14 protein-coding genes and 1 pseudogene are annotated in these 22,708 nt (G+C 37.0%); 4 read left to right on the top strand and 11 right to left on the bottom strand.

From position 1 onward, the window contains the following. Positions 1–124: 124 nt before the first annotated feature. The 11 genes and pseudogenes from ACSAZL_RS21675 to ACSAZL_RS21625 all read right to left on the bottom strand — a co-directional run. Positions 125–751: pseudogene (locus ACSAZL_RS21675) on the bottom strand (IS1634 family transposase); the annotation flags it as partial. A 358-nt stretch (positions 752–1,109) separates the two neighbouring features. Further along, positions 1,110–2,657, bottom strand: coding sequence for a hypothetical protein (locus tag ACSAZL_RS21670; protein ID WP_440946612.1), 1,548 nt, complete (start codon positions 2,655–2,657; stop codon positions 1,110–1,112). A 738-nt stretch (positions 2,658–3,395) separates the two neighbouring features. Next, a complete protein-coding gene (locus ACSAZL_RS21665; protein ID WP_440946611.1) occupies positions 3,396–4,610 on the bottom strand; it encodes a glycosyltransferase family 4 protein in 1,215 nt (404 codons plus the stop codon). 404 nt (positions 4,611–5,014) lie between these two features. Continuing rightward, positions 5,015–6,202 carry a glycosyltransferase family 4 protein gene (locus ACSAZL_RS21660; RefSeq protein WP_440946610.1) on the bottom strand — a complete coding sequence of 396 codons (1,188 nt, stop codon included), beginning with the start codon at positions 6,200–6,202 and terminating at the stop codon, positions 5,015–5,017. After that, positions 6,199–7,365: a glycosyltransferase gene (locus tag ACSAZL_RS21655; protein ID WP_440946609.1), complete on the bottom strand. Its 1,167-nt coding sequence runs from the start codon at positions 7,363–7,365 to the stop codon at positions 6,199–6,201. Before ACSAZL_RS21655 ends, ACSAZL_RS21660 begins: the two co-directional genes overlap by 4 nt. Further along, the gene (locus tag ACSAZL_RS21650; RefSeq protein WP_440946608.1) at positions 7,362–8,444 is read right to left on the bottom strand and encodes a CapA family protein; all 1,083 of its coding nucleotides are present in this window, start codon (positions 8,442–8,444) and stop codon (positions 7,362–7,364) included. Before ACSAZL_RS21650 ends, ACSAZL_RS21655 begins: the two co-directional genes overlap by 4 nt. 13 nt (positions 8,445–8,457) lie before the next feature. Beyond that, the gene (locus ACSAZL_RS21645; RefSeq protein ID WP_440946607.1) at positions 8,458–9,828 is read right to left on the bottom strand and encodes a hypothetical protein; all 1,371 of its coding nucleotides are present in this window, start codon (positions 9,826–9,828) and stop codon (positions 8,458–8,460) included. Positions 9,829–9,847: 19 nt separating this feature from the next. Then, positions 9,848–12,001 (bottom strand): bi-domain-containing oxidoreductase, encoded by a 2,154-nt coding sequence (locus ACSAZL_RS21640; RefSeq protein ID WP_440946606.1) that lies wholly within the window; start codon positions 11,999–12,001, stop codon positions 9,848–9,850. A gap of 38 nt (positions 12,002–12,039) precedes the next feature. Further along, positions 12,040–13,242 carry a prenyltransferase/squalene oxidase repeat-containing protein gene (locus ACSAZL_RS21635; RefSeq protein WP_440946605.1) on the bottom strand — a complete coding sequence of 401 codons (1,203 nt, stop codon included), beginning with the start codon at positions 13,240–13,242 and terminating at the stop codon, positions 12,040–12,042. Between the two features lie 13 nt (positions 13,243–13,255). Next, entirely contained in the window at positions 13,256–14,509 is a 1,254-nt protein-coding gene (locus ACSAZL_RS21630) for a glycosyltransferase family 4 protein (RefSeq protein ID WP_440946604.1), read from the bottom strand. 240 nt (positions 14,510–14,749) lie between these two features. Next, on the bottom strand, positions 14,750–15,721 hold the full coding sequence (locus ACSAZL_RS21625) for a glycosyltransferase family 2 protein (RefSeq protein ID WP_440946603.1): 972 nt from the start codon (positions 15,719–15,721) through the stop codon (positions 14,750–14,752). Positions 15,722–17,472: 1,751 nt separating this feature from the next. On the opposite strand from ACSAZL_RS21625, the gene ACSAZL_RS21620 reads away from it, so the two are divergent. The 4 genes from ACSAZL_RS21620 (at position 17,473) to rfbF (ending at position 22,708) form a co-directional block, all read left to right on the top strand. After that, the gene (locus tag ACSAZL_RS21620) at positions 17,473–19,257 is read left to right on the top strand and encodes a nucleotide sugar dehydrogenase (RefSeq protein WP_440946602.1); all 1,785 of its coding nucleotides are present in this window, start codon (positions 17,473–17,475) and stop codon (positions 19,255–19,257) included. Next, the gene (locus tag ACSAZL_RS21615) at positions 19,254–20,189 is read left to right on the top strand and encodes an SDR family oxidoreductase (protein ID WP_440946601.1); all 936 of its coding nucleotides are present in this window, start codon (positions 19,254–19,256) and stop codon (positions 20,187–20,189) included. The genes ACSAZL_RS21620 and ACSAZL_RS21615 overlap by 4 nt, the downstream gene beginning before the upstream one ends. A 90-nt stretch (positions 20,190–20,279) precedes the next feature. Continuing rightward, positions 20,280–21,911, top strand: coding sequence for a lipopolysaccharide biosynthesis protein (locus ACSAZL_RS21610; RefSeq protein WP_440946600.1), 1,632 nt, complete (start codon positions 20,280–20,282; stop codon positions 21,909–21,911). A gap of 23 nt (positions 21,912–21,934) precedes the next feature. Further along, positions 21,935–22,708: a glucose-1-phosphate cytidylyltransferase gene (gene rfbF, locus ACSAZL_RS21605; protein ID WP_440946599.1), complete on the top strand. Its 774-nt coding sequence runs from the start codon at positions 21,935–21,937 to the stop codon at positions 22,706–22,708.

Raw genomic sequence — 22,708 nt, 5'->3', positions numbered from 1 at the left:
AACATTATATTGAAAAAAGTGACGATTTTAGATTTTTAAGGTGTATATCGAAAAACCTGCGAGGGTTCACTTCATCCCAGACTTGAAAGTCTGGGCATTCGTGACCCTCCGCGCTCCCATAGCAGTAAACATCATCAGGGAAAGTTATGTTTTCCTGAAGCATTTTCATTGCCTCTATTATGGTTTCTTTGTCGGATGAATTACCAGAGTAAGCCTTTGCAAATAACGGGATTCCATACTGATTTGTTATCATTCCAAGTCCAAAACGTTGAAGGTCATCTCTACCGTCTTTTGCATGGCCATATGTGATTTCGATGGCAGAACTGCCATCGATATGTTTGTAGTCTCCGTGAACGCTAAAATTGGTAGTGTCACATTGGAGGAGTTGAGTCTTGATGTTAACTATTCTCATCATTTTCAAGGCAAGTTTCATGAAAAGTTGAGTAGAGTCTGCTCTATATATTTCGTCAAGAGTTCTCCCTAAAACATCATCATTAAGGTCAGATGCACTTATTCCAGAACCAAGTAGTCTTTCAACAGGAAGAGTTTCAAAGTATTGAGAGTACATGTAAAGGCGACTGTCTGTGAAGCAAAGAAAGTTGAGAATCATTGACTTTACTACAATAGAATGAGCTAACTTGTGCTGCCCAAGTTTGGGCAGCACTTCATCAATCACTTTTCCAATTTCAAGTTCATCATAAATGCCAGAAACAATTTCGTGATGATCAAAAGAACGTGTTGTAAAAAGCATAATGAAAGCCAGAGCAAGATACGACATTTTCGATATTTATATATTAGCGAGAAAAAGGAATGAATTTGTAAGACATCTGCGGAAAGTCGGATGCTAAATAGGATATTGAAGATTTATACAAAGCTGGTTTAAGTTCCTTATATAGGCACTTCGCTTTTTCGAGTGGGTAACTTACATCCATCTCCTAAATGTCAAATTAGCACATCTAAGATTTAGAAACACTTATGGTTGAAGATCACATTCAGGCGTGATGTTCCCCTTTTTGACCTAGATACTACCTAACTGGATAATTATTTTCAACCCACTCGAAACAGCGAAGAGCCTTTATATAACTGTCAAACTCAGGCCAGATACCGACTTATTTCAAACAAATGTCAGTCTCTCCATTTGAATAGATGTGTTCAAGTTGCGATTTTGTTCTTTTAATTTCTGAGAAATCAAGTTTTGTTATGCGTACGTGGCTTTCTTGAGCTTCGATGGTAGACATAGATTCAGTCTTTACTAAGTTTAACTGTTCCCCTTCAGAAATTCCTCTCACTCTGATTCCTATAGAGTCATGTTTGTTCAAAACTATATATTGCCCATATTTTAACAGGTCATCCTCTATATGATCTTGATCATTGATTGGTAACTGACCATAAACTCGTAAATTGTCTAAAGACAATAGAATCCATGACTCACTAACCCAAATATTCGAATTCTCTGGAATAGTATTTTTGATCCAAGCTCGATATTGAACATCCGAAATTGTATCATAAAGTTTAACATATGGTTGAGTACCTACAAATAAACTAGTCTCACTTCCAGAAGTTGTGCTTCCTAAACTAAAAATAGGCAATACAAAAAGAAGCAAACTACAAAAAACCAAGCCTTTCATTCCAAATCTTTCAATAATAAGAACAATACCAAATGTAGCAAGGTAAACAATACTCATAGCCTCAAAAAAGGCAAACAATCTGTCACTAAAAAGTAAAGGCATTCTAATAAAACTACCAACTGAAATTAATGTCCATATAACTGTTCCTATTACAAGCCACACAAAGATATACTTATTTTTTTTCCACAACCCATATAATGATCCTATTGACCCAAGCAACAGAATAATTCCTCTCCCACTTGTATCAAAAAATATTAACCAGAATGGTCGTAGAAAATGATTCTTTGAACTTAAACTTGAAGATGCCACTTGATAGTTTTCAATCGTAAATAAAGAACTGAAATAAACATCAAATACCTTCACCAACGATGGTAATAAAGAAGATACATAAAGCCAATGAGCAATCAATAACACAATATAAAGAAAAATTATTGAAAAAATAGAAAAATAAAAAGATGATGTGTTAACATTATTTTTTGAAGCTATATAGTATCCAATCCCTAAGATTACAATTAATGAAAAAATTATCGTTGATGTAAATTGATGTGTCCAAATAATAACTACAATAACTAATATGCGCACGATTGTCCAACTTACGCGACTTCGTAAAAAATTTTGATTATTGCTACAGTCAATGGGCATAATTAATACCATTGAAATATACATTAATAATATTCCTAATGGTAAAGCATAAGAGAATTGGTAAGCGTGAGAACTATGATAATAAATAAATGGTGATGTTATAAATAAGAGCATGCCTGTGATCCCAAATTTTGATTCACCAGCACGACACATTAACGAATATGCAAATAATGCACTTACTGCATATAAAAGACTTGCGACACTCATATATAGGAATATAGAATCTATGCCCGCAATTTTAGCTAAAGAAGCTATCAAAATATGGTGAATCGGGAAAAAAGAGTAAGTAGAGCCATCTGGAATATAGCCAGTATATACAATTGGAAGCATAATTTTATAAATCTGGGTATGTGTATCACCAGAAGAATAAACACCATTAGGAAACACAATGAAATCACTTAATAATATGTTAAGACAAAGTAGAAATGTTAAGTAAGGGAGAAAACGTTTTATGAAATTATCCCCAGTTGTAATGGATATAACAAATATTGTCGAAATGCATATACCTACAAAAAAATAATACCCGAAAGACTTGTGGTATAATGATTCAAAAAATGTAAGATAGAGAATACTAAGTGAGAAACTGATAAAAAATATTATTAAATATATACGTGATAAAATGGGCGAAACAAAAAAAATAGATTCAGAATATCGTGTTAATTTATTAGATGCTACGAGGAAAATGAATAAACCTAATATAACATATATAGCTATACATGCATAACCATAACTTTTGAGCTTAATAAATGTGTACAAAAAGATAAAGAAAGCAAATATCAGAGAGTACAAAAAAGATTTATTGACAGAAAGTTTACTACTGATTTCTAAAGCATTTCCTATATTTTTCATAATTTCACTACCGCAATTATATAAATAATATATATAATTTTATAAACACTTGAATTATAGACCACAAAGCAATAATTAATACCACCAAATTTAACTTTCGGCAAATATCTGATCAGCCCCATAACTTAATTATATAGTTAATTATTCAGAGAACTCCTCAAAAATAATTGGTAACGACATAACTTATATTGCTAAATCACATGCATCCATTCAAAAATATAATCCCTAAATTATGAGGAATAGTTAAAAATTATATGTGCGAATTCATGAAAATATTTAGACCAAATCTTCGTAAATTGTCTTCAAAATGTTTGCAGATCTATCCCAAGTATAATTATCTACAATAGTTTTTCTAGCATTCTTACCTAATTGAGTATTATCACAAATTAATGCTTCAAATAATATATTTACAAAATTTTCAAAATCACCTTTATTAAACAAATAACCATTTTCTCCATGGTGAATTACTTCTGTAATCCCACCAACATTACTGCCCAAAACTGGTCTTTCCATTGCCATAGATTCAAGAAGTTTCAGAGGAACTATTGTCTCCGTAGAAATATTAGAAGGCCGAGGAATTACAAAAAGATCGCACATCTGGTAGTAAATAGGCATTTCTTCATACGGGACAACAGGCAAAAGGAGAACCTGCGTATATTTTTTAGAAAGATCTGTGATTTTATTTTCCTCAGAACCATGACCAATAAAAAGAAAAGAGATATCAGGATTATTGTCAATAATAGATGGTATTACTTTAACAAGTTCATCTACTCCATTTATTTTATCTAAAACTCCAGAATACATAACTACTTTAGAACGTAAATTTAACTCCGTCTTCTTCTCTTGTGATTTTTTTCCATATACTGGCGCGAACCGATTTGAATCTACTCCATTTGGCACCACTGTTATATTGTTCTCATCTATGTTGTAATGATTAGCAAGCCAGAGTTTCAGAGGCTGTGTAAGAGTTATAACATGGTTACAAGATCTTAATGCATTTTTTATCCTTCTTTCTTCAAGAAAATTACCAATAATTTTTCCAGATAGTGGTACTCCGATACTAGTCCCAGGTATACATATATCACTTGTATAGTCCATTCTTGCCGCATGAAATTCGATAATAAAAGGTTTATTCAATTTTCGACTCAATTTCTTAGCAGTTTGCAGGAATAAAGATGAATTGTGAGCATGAATTATATCAAATCCTTCGGATAGTGAATAAATAAATAACTTTCTTGGTTTTTCATACAGAGTGTGAAAATAACGCAATGGACTTTTTGTAAAAATTCCATGTGGAGCTAGTGGGACTGTTTTGACTGTCATATTTCCAATAATTTCTTCTTTTGGTTCAAGGACACGCCCCTTCATTGTACGATTAGAAATAATCAGAATGCTTTCGTGAGGTAACTTAGATAAAGTGCCAAATAATCTCACAGTAGTTCCGTTATGTTCAGGGTAATGTGCCGCCGATAGATGCAATATTTTCAACATTGTAAATTTCCTTCTTTATTTATTGGATATGATAAAATTATTCACTAAACATTAGTGGTGATATGAACTCTATACAATTGGATAATGAAGCAGACTTAGTTCATAATCAAGCAACCTCTTGTCCTAAATTCTATAATCTATATTTACTCAAATAGAATATTTTTCAAACTGTATAATTGACCGAGTGTGACATTATACACAAAAATATAACTTTATTTACAAATCAATCACTAACAAAAAAATATCTCTTAATATGAAATTTATCGGCAGTGTAGCGAATTTGCTGTAGATTTCAAGTTAAATTTTTATATACTGATAACTAAATTGACTTTCTGATATTAAATTTTCGATCCGAAAACTTCTAGAGATTTGTGATTTTACAGAAAATTGGGCTCACTACCAATTTATCGTTTAATATTTCTATATAAGACGTTTAATTTTCCACCTATACTCTTAAAATCATACTTTTCTTCAGCTAATTTCCGAGCGTTTTCACCAATTCTTTTGCGTTCAGATTCATTATCAATTAGATATTTTATAGAATTAACAAGTTCAACATTACTATCAACATTGTTATCAACAATGATTACATGTTCATTGTTGATAGCATTTATTCCCTCAATCCCTTTTTTTGTGGTAATTACAGGAAGCCCAACACTAAAGTAATCAAATATTTTTAGTTTAGTTCCAGCACCGTGAGTTAATGGAACTATGGCAATATCTGCAATAGAAATTATGCCATATAAATCTTTAATAAATCCTAAAGATCTCACATTATTTTCATGGAACTCAGGGAAGCCGGATCCACCAACTAAAAACAAAACATTACTATTTTCCTTGAATTGTGGTGCGATGTAGTTTTTTATTATTTCGAAAGCACGTTTATTAGGAGGATGAGAAAAGGCCCCATGAAACACAATAATAAATTTACTTGGATCAAGTCCAAGATCCTTCTTTATAAGATTTATATTACTTTTTAAAACAGACAAATCTGGGAGATGAACTCCAGAAGGGATCACACTTACTTTCTCTGGAGAAAGACAATACCTGTGTAGAAAAATAGTTTTATCCTGATCACTTACCGAGAGTATATGATCTACAATAAATTTACAAACAATTTTTTCTAACAGAGCAGTATACTTATAAACTAAGAACATTTCTATTTTAGAATACTTGCTGCAAATAGAAAAAGTCTCATTTATGAAGTCAGATTCAACGTTATGCGCATCATAAACAATTTTAGTTTTCTTTTTTTTGAGAATACACAACAGTTTTATAATAACTGCCCCACTTGGGTGCGTAATTTGTACTAAATTTGGATCTTCATTTTTTAGAATAAAGGAAACCTTATTAATAAAATTAAGATTAAAATCTTTGAAAATTGATAAGTTTCGATTAAATATTTTGAGATCCTCATAAGAATAAGTACTTGCGAACTTACTGTCTGAAGTTCTTATAACATCATTTGACTCTAACAAAATGATGTTGTTCCCTCTTTTTTTTAATTCTGTAATTAAATTAGAAAATCTATTTTGACTTCCAGAAATTGGATGAGAGAAACCAAAAGTCGTAGGGATTGCCAAGATATTCATAACAAATCCTCATAAATTATTTCGTATTTCTTAGCTATATCTAGCCAATCGAATTCAACAGCAAAGTCTTTACAGTCATTCCTCATTTCATGTATATGTTTATTATTAAAAATTAGCAGAATAGATTCCGCAATATTATTTGCATTACATTCCACCACATAGCCTACCTTGTTAGTGATCCATTCTGAAACTCCACAGTTTTGAGTAACAACAACTGGAGTACCACATGAACATGCTTCTAAAACTACGTTTCCAAAAGATTCGTATCGATCCTTCGATGGTAGTACAAAAACATCTGAATCAACATAAGCTTCAATCTTCTCTTCCCCAAATAATGGCCCAGTGAATAAAATGTCTTTAGTAAGATTTAACTCATTTACAATAACTTTTAAAGTATCCAAATAACCATCATCAGGACCAGCAATAATAAGTATTAGATTTTCAAAAACATTCTTCACAATCTTGAAAGCTTCTATAAGAATGTCTGCTCCTTTTCTTTCATGTATACGGCTCAAAAACAATACAATTCTACAATTACTATCAATAGAATGTTTTTCCCTAAAATTTCCTTCTTTAGGCAAATGTTTGTATATTTCGAAATCAATACCATTTGGAATATGAGATATAGGTTTATCATTCAGCTGAGGGAGGACATCTTTATATTGTTCAGATTCTATTTTTGATGATGCAATTACATGTTTTGCATTGCTAATTATTGATTTCCCAAAAAAACAATCAAAAAGAGACTTTTGTCTACTTTTTATGCTTTTTGGCATAGAGCCTCTAGGCTGTATTACATATGGAATCCCGTATTTTATTGCATAATAACAAACAACTGTAGCCAGTAAAGTTCTATGCTCATGTATATGAATTACATCAAATTTTTTAATTTGATCTCGCGCTATAAAAGGAGAGTAATATGGAAGAGGAGGAATTTTCCCAAAATATTTTCTAAGGTTTTCAAAATAATATACTTCTATTCCATCTAGGAAAATCTTCATATTTGTTTCAACATGCATATCATAAAGGCTTCTATTTGTAGTATACACAGTTACATCATGCCCATTTTTAGATAAATATTTTGAAAGACTAAAAGCAGATCTAGCCACTCCCCCTGCCTCAAAAGACGGTTTAAAAAAATTAGTGACTTGTAATATTTTCACAATGTTTCCCCCTTTCCACAATTTTTAATTAACAATCTAAGAGTCCCAATATAACACCTGATACAAAAAGGAGTGAAAAGCCAGAAAAAACATTCAAGTAAAGGCACCAAACCATATTTCTTAATTCTAAAGATATAACTGTTAATATTTCCAACTAAATATTCTTCTCCAATTTTCTCAAACCACCATTTATTTGTAATTTTTCCATCAATAAAGGGCTTAGATATTTGAGAAATAAAATTCAAGATTTTTTCTTTAACTTTACCTTCAACCAGAATAGGCACAAAGTTTTCATCAATAGTAATAGGAATTATTCGAAAATCAGTGATTCCATTTTCATTAAAATACACACAAAAAATAATAGAATCATTCGTACTGCTTTGGGACAACTTGCAATCAAATTGGAAATTTCCGAGGGAGTATGCAATTAACCCATTTTTGTACTTTTCAATACCTTGAAGGACATGTGGATGATGTCCCAATATTAAAATTGCACCGTGATCTATCAATTTGTGGGCGAGTTCTATTTGCTTTGGAGAAGGATACAACACATTTTCAGTTCCCCAATGTAGAGAAACAACAACAAAATCACATGTATCTTTAATCAGCTCAATGTCAGAAATGATTTTTTTCTCTTTGATTTTTGAAATTGAGATTTCTTCAGGTACTTTAAAACGACCAATGGTATATCCAAGAAATCCTAATTTGATTCCATTTTTTTTTATAATTGAAGAATTCAAACTTGATTTTTGAGAGCCAGCACCAATATATTCCAATTCATGCTCATCGAGTAACTCCAATGTGTTCCTGAAACCTTCTATTCCTAAATCAAGAATGTGGTTGTTGGCAACGTTTAAAATATCAAATCCTACGGCATTTAAATATGTTACAGATTCTGGAGACGACCTGAGAACTACAGACTTTTTCTTTTCCTTGCCTGTTGTTGATAACACAGTTTCTAAGTTTCCAAAAAGGATATCTTTTTTTCTAAAAGTATCCATGACATATTTAAAAGGATGTTGGTTATTTTTTGTTTGAAGAGTAATATCTCCTACTGCCATCAACATTAAAGAACTCATAAAATCTCCTAAATCAAATATCAACCTTTATATTTTGTATCAAAAATTTGTGTTTTCCACGTACTGTTTTCTGAATAGAGTCTACATAAAGAAAATCAAGATCAATCTGACTATGAGATATTCCCTTTATTTTTTCAAGAATTTCTTTTTCATCATTAATACTAAATTTTTCAGATTTAACTATCTTGAAAATTAATTCTCCTTTTTTTTCCTGAACAAGTTGGAGTTCTTTTATATGAGAAAATGCATTGAAATGTTGACCAAAAATAAGTGCAGTAAGAGTAATTTTGGAATTATCTCTTGTAATTATGATGTCTTGAGACCTACCTTCAACTCTTTCGAATAGGGGATACTCTCGACCACAATCACATTTTTTGCTGCCTAATTCACCCATGTCTCCCATTTTGTATCTGATCAAAGGCATTGCATAATTGTTAAAGCTGGTACCTACAATCTCTCCTAGGCCTCTGTGGATATTTTGCCCACTTTCATTCACTACTTCTGTAATTCCATATTCTGGGAATATATGATAATGGTTACTAATTTCACATTCTCCTGCTAGGACTACCTTTTCAGTTAAACCGTACCAACTGTAAACTCTGGTGTTAAACGTTTCTTCCAAGAATTTTCGCTGCATGGGGAATATGTTTTCAGATCCGCATAGAATAGCTTGTATAGGTGAGAAATTATTGAAATCATTTTCTTGAAGGTGCTTTGCAAAAAGGGTGACTGCAGAAGGATATGCCTGAATAAATTTAGGTTTGTATTCTTTAATTTTTTTTGCATATATTTTAGTGTTTTTGTCATTGATATCATAAGATGAAAATATCATCCACCTGCCGAAAAGTTGAGATTTCCAGAATTTGTTTTCTGAAGGCAGGACATTGTAACCTCTGAAAATAGCACATTTATCCCTAAACCTGTAACCTACTCTTTCCCACTGGATCTTCATAAAAGCCCATTCTTTAGCGTCCGTAACCCCACTTTCAAGATAGAGTTCAAGAGGAGTGCCGGAAGAACCTCCTGTGGTTACATGCTGAAATTGACCTGGAGAATAATTTCTGGCGCATAGATCCCTTGAGTTTTCACAAATAATATCCCTTGTAAGAAAAGGAAGTTGTTCCAGATCCTTTAAATCCTGAATATCTTTGGGTTTTAGTCCCCTTTCATCAAATATTCTATTATAATAGGGAACATTTTCGTACGCGTGATTAATTAGTTTCCTAAGCTGTTCAAGCTGAAACTCTTCCAGCTGTTCAGCGCTCCACCACTGAGATTTTTTTAATAAGTCATATGTGCGTTTGAAAGTCAAGCTATTTTTTCCAAGAATATCGAATGCTTTAGAAGTCATTCCTTGTGACAGCTTGTTTTTATTACTGGACATTTTTAACCTCACCTTCAACTTACAACCGCACAGATGATCCATTTTGAACAGATTCCACAGCTTTTAACGTCGCCAATGTCGTCAAAACATTACCATTAAAATCATACTCTGAAGAACCATTCTTCACCATCTCAAAGAATCTTTCAAACTCATTCTTATGCCCTTTCTCAGTAATCATCCTCCTCACAATCTTCTCTTTCTTCCCACCTTTGACCAATTCAAGCTGCTTGAAGTCCGTAATCACTCCTGCCATCCCGTCTGCAAAGAACTCAGCACGTTCTTTGGAGAGAGAACTGTCTCCGTGGGTAGTATATATTATAGTCCCGATTGAACCGTCTTCAAAGGAAAGGGTGATTGAGACGTTTTCGTTGTCTTCGGGACTTTTGGTTTCGGGTTCAATTTTTCGGGCGTAGACTTCTGTAGGGGATGAGCCTATGATGTATTGCAGGAAATCAATGAAATGGCAGCATTCGGTTCTGATGCGGCTGCCACCTTCGGAGGGATCGTAGATCCAGTGGTCTTTGGGGATGGACTCGGCGTTTACGCGGTAGAGGGCCACCATCGGCTGGGAACGCTTTTTGAAGAAATCCCCGAGTTTTGTACCGAGTTCGGAGTAGCGGCGGTTGAAGCCGACCATGACAAGACCTCCGTGCTCTTTCCAAGCAGATCTGACGGCGTTTAGTTCTTCTTCATTGAGGGCAAGAGGCTTTTCCACAAGGACATTTTTGCCGTGCTTGAGGGCTTCGATTACCAGAGGGGCGTGGAGGCTGTTTCTTGTTACTATGCTCACACAGTTGATTTCCGGATCTTCCATAATTTTATGGTAATCGGAAGTGCAGTATTCAAAGCCGTATTTCTTGGCAACGGATTCGCAGCTTATGCCGGTTGCAGCTGAGAGACCTTTTAATTTTATGCCGTCTATTTTCGAGAGGTTCGGGAGGAGTGTGCTTGTTGCAAAAATCCCTGCACCTATAACTCCGATAACTGGAGTTCCACTTGGGAATGGTTTTGATTCAGGAGCTTTAAGCATGATTTTGTCTTCAATTTCTCTATTCGTATCGTACCTGAGGACTATGCCGAGATATGGTTTTCTCTGTTCTATGATATCATAGGCATCTGGAGCCTGTTCAATTGGAAATTCATGGGAGGTGATAGGGCACATAGAAATTTTTTCCATGGAGAGGAGGTCCAGAAAAGCCTGCATATTGCGGTTTTCTGTCCAGCGGACGTAAGGGACAGGATAGTCCCAACCAAATTCTTCATAGGAGCGGTCATAGCGGCCAGGACCATAGGAACGGGAAACTCGGAGTTCTATTTCCTTATTATAATACTCTTCACGCGGAATGTCCATACCTACAAGGCCTAAAATTACCACCTTTCCTCGCTCACGGGTTATTTTTCCGGCAAAGTCCACGGGGTCGTTTGATTTTGTTGCAGCTGCGATAATTGTTACATCTGCACCTATCCCGCGGGAGAACTGGCGGACACTTTCTTCTATATTGGGAGTGCTGCGGGGAAGGGCAAAGTCTGCACCCAGCTCTTTTGCAAGCTTCACCTTGACTTCGTCAAGGTCTATCCCGAAGACCCGGCAGCCTGAGGCTTTAAGGATCTGCACAGTAATCAGGCCGATGAGGCCCAGACCAACAACAACGACATTTTCCCCGACCTGTACGTCGGCGTTTCGGACTCCCTGCATGGCAATCGAGCCCACTGTTGTAAAGCAAGCGTTTTTAAGGTCAACGTTATCCGGGACTTTTACACAGAGGTTCTTCGGGACAAATGCGACATCTGCGTGATTGGCATAGCCTGCACCTGCACAGGCAACCCTGTCCCCGACTTTTATAGATGTTATGTCCTCGCTTACGGAAATTACGGTGCCTGCGCTACTATAGCCAAGAGGTTCCCGTTTTTCAAGACGCCCCATAGCCTGTTGGAATGCAGAAATCGGACCGTCCTGTTTTGCTTTGTTTATTACTTTCATTGCAAGGTCTGGTCTTGCCCTTGCTTTTCCTACAAGGGATTTATCGGCAAGGTTCACAAGACCGGATTCGGTGCCTGCACTAATGACGGAATAATGGTTGCGGACAAGCACACCGCTGCCTTTTAAAGTGGGGATTGGGACGTCTTCAACCGTCAAACCTCCGTCTTTAAGATTTAGGACAACCTGTTTCATAATGGAGCTCCTTATGATGTTGATTTATGAAATTAATTTCAATTTTTAATTTGTTTTGATATCGAATAGCTCAGACAGTCCAGCACTTCCGAAGTCATGAACAGGTCAGGAAAATTATTATCCGGCTCAATTGTGGAGGTGTTTATATTCATAATGCCTGAAAGAATAGTAAAAAGTTTCGGATTCACAGAGTTTGAGAACCTTCGCCTAGCAAATTGTCTGTACATACCATATCCAAACCTAAAGAGCCTGTGGCTGACCGGATAATTTCCTATGTTTGCAGTATTAAGAGATGTGAAGACTGAAGCAGGAAAACTCAGCATCGAATCATTTTCCCAGCGGTTTACAATTTCTTTGACGTTTGCTTCTAGCACTTCCAGGGCCTTTTCTGCATTTTCTGAATAATTGGAATTCCATTTTGTTCCATACATAAAGCAGGGAACTGCAAAGGCATAAGCTCCACTCAGATAGTAAGCAAACATAAGGCCGCTCTTAGACCAGTCAAACTTGCCATCCGAAAATTGAACAGAGGAAAGCCATTTGACTCCTTTTTTAAATTCAGGGTCAAGCCAGTCACTTTCAAGAGAATCTATAATCTTTAGTAAGTAATAAAGAGTTACACCCTGATAATGGATACAGGGAATATTCAGGCAGTACCGATAGTTGCCTCTGTTTTCATTTGTGTACGGAAAAACCCCATCTGAAAACTGGTATCTGCAAATATGCTCCGCTGTGACCTTAGCGGCATCGAGGCACTCCTGATCGGAAAATACTTTTCCGTACTTTGCAAGAAATGCCCCACAGGTAGCATCCACGTTCAGGTGATCAGCGACATAAATGGAAGATTTTTTAAAATATCCCGGAGAGAACTGGTTTGTAATCACGAAATCTTTTGCCCGCAAAGCAGCCTTTTCAAAGCGTTCATCCTTCAGAAGCAGATAGCCATCAACAAGAGCTTCTCCCACAATAGAAGTTATAAGAGCTGATGGGTGGTTGTATTTCACATGCAGTTCATTCCAGGAGCCATCAGAGTTCTGTTTTTCAAGCAACCAGTTTAGGAGTTTTTCAACTAAGTCCGTATAATTGATTCCTTCCAGTCCGTTTATCCGGATCAGGGTTTTTGCACATTCGGCACTCACTCTGTTCCTAGAAATTCTATAGACAGGGTCCACCGTGTAAGCAAGATTTCCTTCAACCTTCAGATTAGGGAGAATGCCGTTTTGGATAATCTTTGAAGCCAAGAAATACATCCGCTCATTGAGAATCTGCATAACTTATACCGTCGCTGACAATAGGGATCTGCTTTTCAACATCAATGCTTTCTAGCCCTGATTTCAGGTTTGCTGCGATCTGCTGCCTGCTGTAATGTTTATCCACAAAAGCCCGGCCTTTTTTACCCATCTCAGCCTGTTTTTCTGGATTTTTCAACAGGTATAATATAGTGTCTGCAATTGAATCAGGTTCGTTTTCCGCAATTATTCCACCACTGGAACGCTCTGCAAGTTTTCGGATTTCACCTTCCCCGCACCCTACAAAGGGAATCCTGCAGGCCATGTATTCGTAGACCTTGGTGGGCACTGCATACTCGAGGGTCTTAAGCTTCTTAAGAGGAGCTACACCAATAAGGGATTCTGAAAGCATCTTCGGGATTTCCTCTCTGGGAAGCAGACCAGGGAATTCTACATAATCCGTAAGCCCATTCTCTATAGTGATTTTTTCCAGATACCCTTTGATATCACCATCGCCAACGATCAGTAATTTCAGATCGAATTGCTCATTGACCTTTTTCATTGCCAAGATGACATCTTCCAGATCCTGGGCATGACCTATGTTTCCTGCATAAATGATCTGGTTCTTTTTCGGGACGTCCACAGGATAGAAGAAATCGGTGTCTACACCGTTAGGTGTAACTTTTATTTTTTTCATATCGATGCTTTTGTATGTCCTCGAAATGTCCTGACCGAGTTCTTCAGTGGTGACACATATCATATCGGCATTGGAATAGCAGATCTGTTCGTAAGCGCGGCTCATTTTCTCAAATAAGCTTCCCTTTTTCAAAAATCCAAGACTGATGGAAGCGTTTATCCAGAGATCCCTCACATCCATAACCCACTTCTTTTTGAACAATAACTTGGCCGGAATTCCTCCAAATCCTGTGAAAATAGGCGGAGCAGAAGTAATAATTACATCAAATTTACTGAAATTGAAAAGTATCCATATTATAGTATGAAGTGGGAAAGTAAGGTAATAGGCAATTCTACCCACAAAACCGGGGTCCTCGCGATTGGGCTGCCATGCAAAAAGATTTACAAGATCGACTCCATTCAACGTTCCAGATTCGGAAATACTCCATTTTCTTTTAAAAGAACCTGAAGGGAAACTGGGGTAAGGTGCCAGCACATTAACATTTACCCCCAGTTTTCGGAGATGACTGGACATATCAAAAATGCGTGAGGCGTTGCCTGATTTTTCAGGTGGAAAATGCTGAGATATGATTAAAATCCTCACAATTTACCCTCATGAAAACAATTCAAAATATGATAGATGATATAATTTAAAAAGTATAGATTAGTTTTTCTTCCCCAACCATTGATATCGAAGCAAAATGACCAAAGCAATATATCATCTCTATAATTATTTCAAAGATCATACAGTGATTAATCGGGAACCATGCAAATATTTTTCAAGAGACCATATAAAAAACACATAATCCCCTGAACTTGCCTGCAGCCTGAAAATTTGTTCATGTCAAACAACCTCCTTTTCGCCCATAACCGCAGACACCGAATGCAGTAATATCCCTGTCAGCGCCATAAAAGTCCCTACAATAATAAACAGGATCATGAGCATCGTAGGCCCGAAATCCAGACCTCTGCCGAGAATAAAATCACGCAAGAAAACTGCACCCATACAAAGGCCACCTGCTCCGAGGATAATGCCAGGGGCTGTAAAGTAATAGAGAGGCTTGTTAAATTCGACATCCTTTAAGACCATGACGAGGACGCCTAAACCGTGTTTTATCGGGTTTACGGTTGAGCAGTCAACGTCGTACCTTACTCCGATTTCCACTTCTTTTATGCGGAGGCCGGACCTGCCCGCGTCTGCGAGCATCTCACTCTCTATAGCCATGCCCTGAGCATTGAAGCGGAATACGTTTTTGGCAGAGGCGGCAAAGGCGCGGAACCCGCTTTGGGAATCGGTAATCTGGAGGCCGGAGTTCATGTTTGTGGCCCGATCAAGGATGGTCTGGCCGACACGGCGGTAGATAGGGGTGTTTTTGTCCGTGTGGGAAAGGTAGCGACTCCCGTTGACCATATCAGCGTGACCGGCAATGATAGGAGCTACCAGTTTGGGGATTTCATCGGGATTGTGCTGGCCATCCGAGTCCATTGTCACGATTATATCGGCGCCCAGATCAGCTGCGGCTTCAAAACCGGTTTTGAGGGCTGCTCCTTTTCCTTTGTTGACCTCATGCACAACCACGTAGGCTCCGGCTTTCCGGGCTATTGCTGCGGTGCGGTCAGAGCTCCCATCATCGATTACGATTACGTTATCAGAGTAGTGTTTTGTAAGGAGAACTATGCTGCCGATGGAGACTTCCTCGTTGAAGGCAGGAAGAACCACGGTTATATTTTGAGGGGGGGTGCCACTAGCATCCGGAGCTTCCTCATTTTTTGGGATTGGACGAGCGTTTTTGCTCATAAGCGACTCATTATTCATTCGAATAACCCCGTAACAATAAAGTTAAATGTTGAATGAAATTAAGATTGTCTGACGATATGTAAGGAAAATGCAAGACATATAAAGTACTGAGTAACTATCCAGACACCACATTTATAAAAATAAAAAAAATAATTTGTGTTAATCTTCAGGTTCTATGCCCAGATAGTTATTGAAGTAAATTATTTTCAAATAGTAAGCAATGTAGAAGTATAAATAATTATCTAAAAGTGAGAATAAGAATAAAAATTTATATTATTAAAAAGAAAAAGAGACACCTTACAAGTATATATAGCACCTTAAGGACTAAATATCTTATAACCTGAATACGTATTCACGGCAAAGAAATCTGACGGACTATTCGTTAGAAAAAAGGAAATTGACCATTATATAAACTAAACGTTTTCCACCGGGAAATACTCCCGAATTCTCCGAATAATTTCAACATTTATCATGACGTATATAATTAGATCGGGTATTTTTTGTACGGACGCGTAGCTTATGAATTGTATCAGAGCGAACAACTGAAAGACGACAAAACTCTGTTGAGTTTTTCAGCTGCGTTTCTAATTATAAGTTTATTGATATGCGAGATATTCAAGGTAAACTTTATCGTTACCTGCAAGAGACCAGTTCCCCATATTTTTACTTGCATGCAGCCTTCACTTTTTTATATTCTCAGTGCTTGTTATTTATATAGACCATAAGCATTTTTACTTCAGTTTTTAGTACAGAAATCAGTTTCAACGTTCTTCAATAATTTGCTACCTACTATATCAAATTTAATTATTCTTTTAATAGTAGTTACAATTCTGATACAAATTGAAAAGATCCGGAGGAATTACAATTATAGATTTGGATTTGAATGGTTCCTCAGGAAAGGAACTGAGGGATTTCTAAAATTAAGTAGAGTGCGGGGACGAGAACAAGACAGCGCTGCCCATAGACAACTCCTCATAAGCTGGAAAAATGAAGACAGATCAAAGTTATATCAGGAAGCAGCCTGACTTTCTCTAAAAAGCACCTGTGGTATAAAAATAGAAAACCATCTTGATCGTCAATTCTTCACCTGTTTTAGTCCATTCCTTTTTTCATGAACATTTAATTTGAATTATGTTTTGAATCTCTTGATAAAACGCAACATTCTTACCCATACAATTAAACAGCCTCAAGAATTTTTATTGCTGGGCTGCTTCTCCAGGAGAAAGTAATTCAATATAATCCTTTTCAGGGAAGTAGTGGATAAAAATGGAGAAAGTCTGGAAGAAAGATATCAGTATTAAATATTGTAGGACATAGAAAATAAAATCAATTTAAAGACCGCTTTCACAGAAGTTGAACTTTAAACTTATCAGAAAATAAGAAGTCCACTTTTTTACACTACAATTTGACTCCGGAATCCTGACCTGAATTTTTGACTTTTTCACTGGACTCTTTTAGTAAAAATATATTATTAAAAAGTAGGGCCTTAAATTAGAAAACACTTTATAATTATATACCGAAGAAAAGAGGCTAAAATAAAGCAAATACCTATAAAAATCAATATCGATAAGAAGTTTAAAAAATAACCAAATGAGTTAAATAACTTAGAGTGTATCTTACTAAAAAATAATATTTTTGTAAAACTTCCCTAAAAAAAGATGCGGTAAAAATATGAGAATTGCAAGAGTTCTCGGCACAAGGCCTGAAATCAGATGTATAAAGTTTAATCAGAGATGTAATTTAAATTGAAAACTTTCGGAGAAAAAGTTATGACATTCCAGATTAGGAGTCATATTATTAACTCAGAAAATCCCCAGATTGAAAAGGATTCACTCGTAGATCTTACTTCTCATATTAGAGACTATTCGATTAGCCCAGAAGGAGAAGAATTTCCATTACCTGGACCTGAAGAATATAATGAAGAATTTAACAGAATTAAGATTCTCGTGGATCAAGCACGTGAAGAAGGAAAAGAAATTGTTGTTGTAATGGGAGTGGGATTCGTTGGGGCAGTGATGGCTGCAATCATCGCAGACACGAAAGACGAAAATGGGAACTACAGCAAATTTGTAATAGGCTGCCAGAGACCAAGTACCCGCAGTTACTGGAAAATTCCCCTGCTCAACAGAGGGCAGTCTCCTGTGAAATCGGAAGACAAAGAAGTAGATGAAATAATAAAGCGCTGCGTCCTTGAAACAAAAACTCTGGTCGCTACATATACAAATGAATGCCTGAAACTTGCTGACGTTGTCGTAGTAGACATTCAGTGCGATTATGTAAAGTGTGAGCTTGGAAATGTCAGGACCGGAGAAGCAGATATGGCCGCACTTGAATCTTCGATGAAAACAATCGGAGAACATATCTGCCCTGATTGTCTTGTCCTGATCGAGACAACCGTTGCCCCCGGAACAACAGAATTCGTTGCACTTCCACTCCTGAAAAAAGCATTCTACAAGCGTGGAATAGACTCAACTCCTCTGCTTGCACACAGTTATGAGCGAGTCATGCCAGGAAAGGATTACGTTGCAAGTGTACGCGATTTCTGGAGAGTCTGTGCAGGCTGCACCGACGAAGCAAAAGAAAAAGTTGAAAAATTCTTAAGAGAGGTAATCAATACCAAAGATTACCCCGTAACGGTAATGGACAGACCAATAGAATCAGAAACCGCAAAAATTATTGAAAACTCATATCGTGCAACCATACTAGCATTCCTTAATGAATGGAGCCTCTTTTCCGAAAGAAACGGTGTGGACATCATAAAGGTCATAAATGCAATAAAAATGCGTCCGACCCACAGCAATATAATCTTCCCGGGTCCGGGAATAGGCGGCTACTGCCTTCCAAAAGACGGAGGGCTGGGTTACTGGGCATATAAACATATCCTGGGTTTTGAAGATGGAGACGATGTTTTTAAGATTACTCCCACATCGATCGATGTCAATGACACAAGAGCCCTTCACGTAGCCGAGCTCACAAGAGATGCTCTCAGGAACATGGACCGGTACATTGCCGGAGCAGAGGTCCTTATCTGCGGAGCCAGCTACAGGCAGGATGTAGGAGACACGAGATACAGCGGAAGCGAGATTGTCGTAAGGAAACTTACGGAAATGGGCGCTGAGATGCGTGTCCACGACCCATACGTAGACCACTGGTACGAGATGGAAAGCCAGGACACATATCCGGCGTCCGGTCAGTCCTGGAAACGTTTCTTCAGAAACCAAGATAGCTTAACAGAGCTAAAAATGGAAAGCGAGTTGCCAGCAGCTATTAAAGGCATAGAAGCCCTGATTTTTGCGGTCCCACATAGCGAGTATCTTAATCTTGAGCCAGAAGCTATTGTAAAAATGGCAGGTGGACCTATTGTAATTATTGATTGTTTCGGGATATTATCAGACGAAAAAATAAGAAGATATTTCGAACTTGGCTGTGAAGTCAAAGCCCTTGGAAGAGGGCATATCCAGAGAATAAAAAAAGAAGTGCAGAAAAGCAAACTTCAAAAGCAAAATTCAAAAGTTTCCGTAGTTTCACAAGCTTACGTGAGGGGGATCTTTTGAAAAATAAAAAAGTAATAGTCACTGGTGGGATGGGTTTCATAGGCTCCCACCTTACTGAGAAGTTACTTGAGGACAATGAAGTAACAATTATTGATAACGAATCTACAGGTAAAATTGAAAATATAAAACATCTGCTAGACCACAAAAATCTAACTGTAGTAAAAGGCAGTATAGTAGACCTGAACCTGACAGAGATATTCAAAAAAAAGGATTACGTTTTCCACCTAGCAGCTATCCCCAGTGTTCCAAGAAGTGTGAAAGATCCCTTCAATTCAAATAATTCCAATGTAACAGGAACATTGAATGTTCTAATAGCTGCAAAAGATGCCGGAATTAAAAAAGTAATATTTTCATCTTCTTCCTCAGTTTATGGTGACACTCCTACTCTCCCAAAAAAAGAAGACATGCCCATAAACCCGATGTCCCCGTATGCAATCACAAAAGCAACAGGAGAAATGTACTGCAGAGTTTTTGAAGACCTCTACGGGCTTCCAACAGTTAGCCTGAGGTATTTCAATGTCTTTGGACCACGGCAGGATCCCAATTCTCAGTATGCAGCTGTAATTCCCAAATTTATAACTGCAATTTTGAACGATGAAAATCCAGTAATATATGGAGATGGAGAACAAAGCAGGGATTTCACTTTTGTCAAAAATGTTATTGATGCGAATATTCTTTCCTGCGAGTCAGACAAGACTGGAGTTTTCAATATCGCTTGTGGGAGAAGAATTATGATCAATCAACTGGTAGATTATATAAATGAAATATTGGGCAAGGAAATAAAATCAGTATATGCAGACCCAAGATCTGGCGATATTAAACATTCCCTGGCAGATATTTCGACAGCTAGGGATTTTGGATATAATCCAAAAAGCGATTTCAAAGAGGAACTAAGTAAAACAATTGTATGGTTTAAGAACGGATCCGCATAACATGGAGGACAGAATATAACAAATTGTCACAGCTGTTTTCCTCTAACCTCATTCTTAATATTTTGTAAACAGATAAAGTAGTGATTCATCTTGCCCAACCTAACCCCTCTTGACATCAAATTCAGCCAGCGTTTCTCAAAGAATGTGCTCTCAAATATAGCATACTTTGCCATAAATATAATCATTGGGCTGAAGTTGGTTCCTTATTTTGTAGATACACTGGGATTTTCAGCATATGGATTAATTCCCCTTGCAACATCAATTACCAGCTATGTAACACTAATTATTGACTCACTCAATACTTCCATTTCCCGATTTTTAACAATAGACTTACAAAGATCGGACATTTCCCGTGCAAATCAGACATTTAATACTGCCCTTTTTGGAACACTTGCGATTTTACTGATTCTGATTCCAGTAGTTCTCCTTGTTGCATGGTTCGCGCCAGAATTTTTTGATATTGGAGATACACCTTCAGGCGATGTATTCATTTTATTCTCACTTATTCTTGGATCCGTACTCATTCGGGCATGGAGTAGCAACTTCATGGTGACATTGTTTGCATACAATCGTCTGGACTACAGAAATCTCGTGAACGTTACCAACTTGGTAACCCAGCTGATATTAATTGTTGTATTCTTCACGATTTTCCCGCCATCATTAGTTTACGTTGGGATATCCTATTTTATAGCAGCTTTAGTTGCTCTGTTTGTTGCCTATAATCTTTCCCGCAAAGTTTGTCCAGATATTCAGATCTCCATAAGTTCATATTCCCGCGCTAGATTTAGAGAAATCAGGGGAATTGCATTCTGGGTTGTTATTGATACAATCGGGTTTATGTTAAATGCCAACATTGCATTGATGGTTGTAAATCGATTATTTGGCGACGTGGCAGGTTCAGAATATTCATTGGTAATTCTATGGAGTAGCTTACTTTACGGAATCTCAGGTCTGGTAACCAGTGCCATGACTCCGATGATTTATAATTATTATTCCAAAAGAGATACTGAAGGTTTGATCAAATTTGCTTTGTTTGCTATGAAATGCATGGGCCTATTTATGACCCCGATAATTGGGTTAATTTGCCTGTTTTCCCCTCAACTGCTCACCTTATGGATGGGAAGTGATGAATATGTCCACCTGGCACCTTTAATGTGGGTTGTAGTATCACCCGTGATTGTTAAAGTCCAAGTGTCTGCAATCAGCTCTATCGGTGTTGGTTACGGAAGAGTGAAAATACCTGCATTCTATAGTTTATTTGCCGGAATTCTCAATGTGTATCTCTCTTGCACTCTTCCCTTCATGTTTGGACTTGGTATCTATGGAGTTGCAATTTCGGGTGCTATCACTATGCTACTACACACAGGCATTAGTGCTCCTCTTTATATAGCCTACGTTGTCCGTGCACCTTTAGCCACGTTTGTAAAAGCAATCCTCAGAGGAATCGGTTACTTAATGGGATTTATTATGGCAGCGACATTAATTCTGGCTGTGTTCCCGGCTAGTAATATATTAATGACAATTATTGTAGGACTTGCATTATTAATCATATATATTACTCTGGTCTTAACATGCATACTCCACGAAGATGAAAAGGAACAATTAAGGTCCTGCGTACCTGGATTCTCATCAGACATATTCTTACCTTATCCCTATAAGCATACTTTTTCAAAATTTAGATATATCAAAAGTAACATAATGAGTATCATTAAAAAGACATAAATATCAGAGGAGTCACAAAACCAATGAAAGTTCTTATTCTTGCAGGAGGTCTTGGTACCAGATTATCCGAAGAAACCCATCTCATCCCAAAACCTATGGTTGAGATTGGTGGTAGACCGATTCTCTGGCATATCATGAAGTTGTATTCCCATTATGGATTCAACGAATTTATCATTCTTTTGGGCTACAAAAGTTATGTTATCAAAGAATTCTTTTCCAATTATTTCCTGCATCAGAGTGACGTGACATTTGATCTTAGTACTAATACTGTAGAAGTCCATGAAATGCACTGTGAACCTTGGAAAGTCACCCTTATTGACACCGGGTTGATGACACAGACCGGAGGTCGCGTTCTCCGTGCAAAACCCTATGTGGGAAATGAGACCTTTATGCTGACATATGGAGACGGCGTTTCGAATGTGGATATTCAGAAACTTCTTGCGTTCCATAAATCACATGGTCATGCAGCAACGGTTACCGCTGTTCAACCTGAAGGAAGATATGGCAATCTTGTTTCTGATAAAGATGGCAAGATTGCCAATTTCATGGAAAAACCCCCGGGAGATGGAGCATGGATCAATGCAGGATTTTTTGTATTGGAGCCATGTGTTTTTGATTATCTGAAAGAAGGAGACAACACGATTTTCGAACGCAGCCCAATGGAGAATCTTGCTAAAGATAGAGAATTGTATTCCTTTAAACACTACGGCTTCTGGAAAGCAATGGATACTCTCCGAGAAAAGAACAAACTACAGGAAATGTGGGATAAAGGAGACATCCCTTGGATGCTGGATTAA

Source organism: Methanosarcina mangrovi, from assembly GCF_052057765.1.
Lineage (GTDB): Archaea > Halobacteriota > Methanosarcinia > Methanosarcinales > Methanosarcinaceae > Methanosarcina.
This window is presented reverse-complemented; position numbering and strand designations above follow the sequence as displayed.

Coding starts and splice junctions, on each gene's coding strand:
- ACSAZL_RS21620 (WP_440946602.1), top strand. CDS start 17,473: ATGACATTCCAGATTAGGAGTCATATTATTAACTCAGAAAATCCCCAG.
- ACSAZL_RS21625 (WP_440946603.1), bottom strand. CDS start 15,721: ATGAATAATGAGTCGCTTATGAGCAAAAACGCTCGTCCAATCCCAAAA.
- ACSAZL_RS21645 (WP_440946607.1), bottom strand. CDS start 9,828: ATGTCCAGTAATAAAAACAAGCTGTCACAAGGAATGACTTCTAAAGCA.
- ACSAZL_RS21650 (WP_440946608.1), bottom strand. CDS start 8,444: ATGAGTTCTTTAATGTTGATGGCAGTAGGAGATATTACTCTTCAAACA.
- ACSAZL_RS21640 (WP_440946606.1), bottom strand. CDS start 12,001: ATGAAACAGGTTGTCCTAAATCTTAAAGACGGAGGTTTGACGGTTGAA.
- rfbF (WP_440946599.1), top strand. CDS start 21,935: ATGAAAGTTCTTATTCTTGCAGGAGGTCTTGGTACCAGATTATCCGAA.
- ACSAZL_RS21665 (WP_440946611.1), bottom strand. CDS start 4,610: ATGTTGAAAATATTGCATCTATCGGCGGCACATTACCCTGAACATAAC.
- ACSAZL_RS21660 (WP_440946610.1), bottom strand. CDS start 6,202: ATGAATATCTTGGCAATCCCTACGACTTTTGGTTTCTCTCATCCAATT.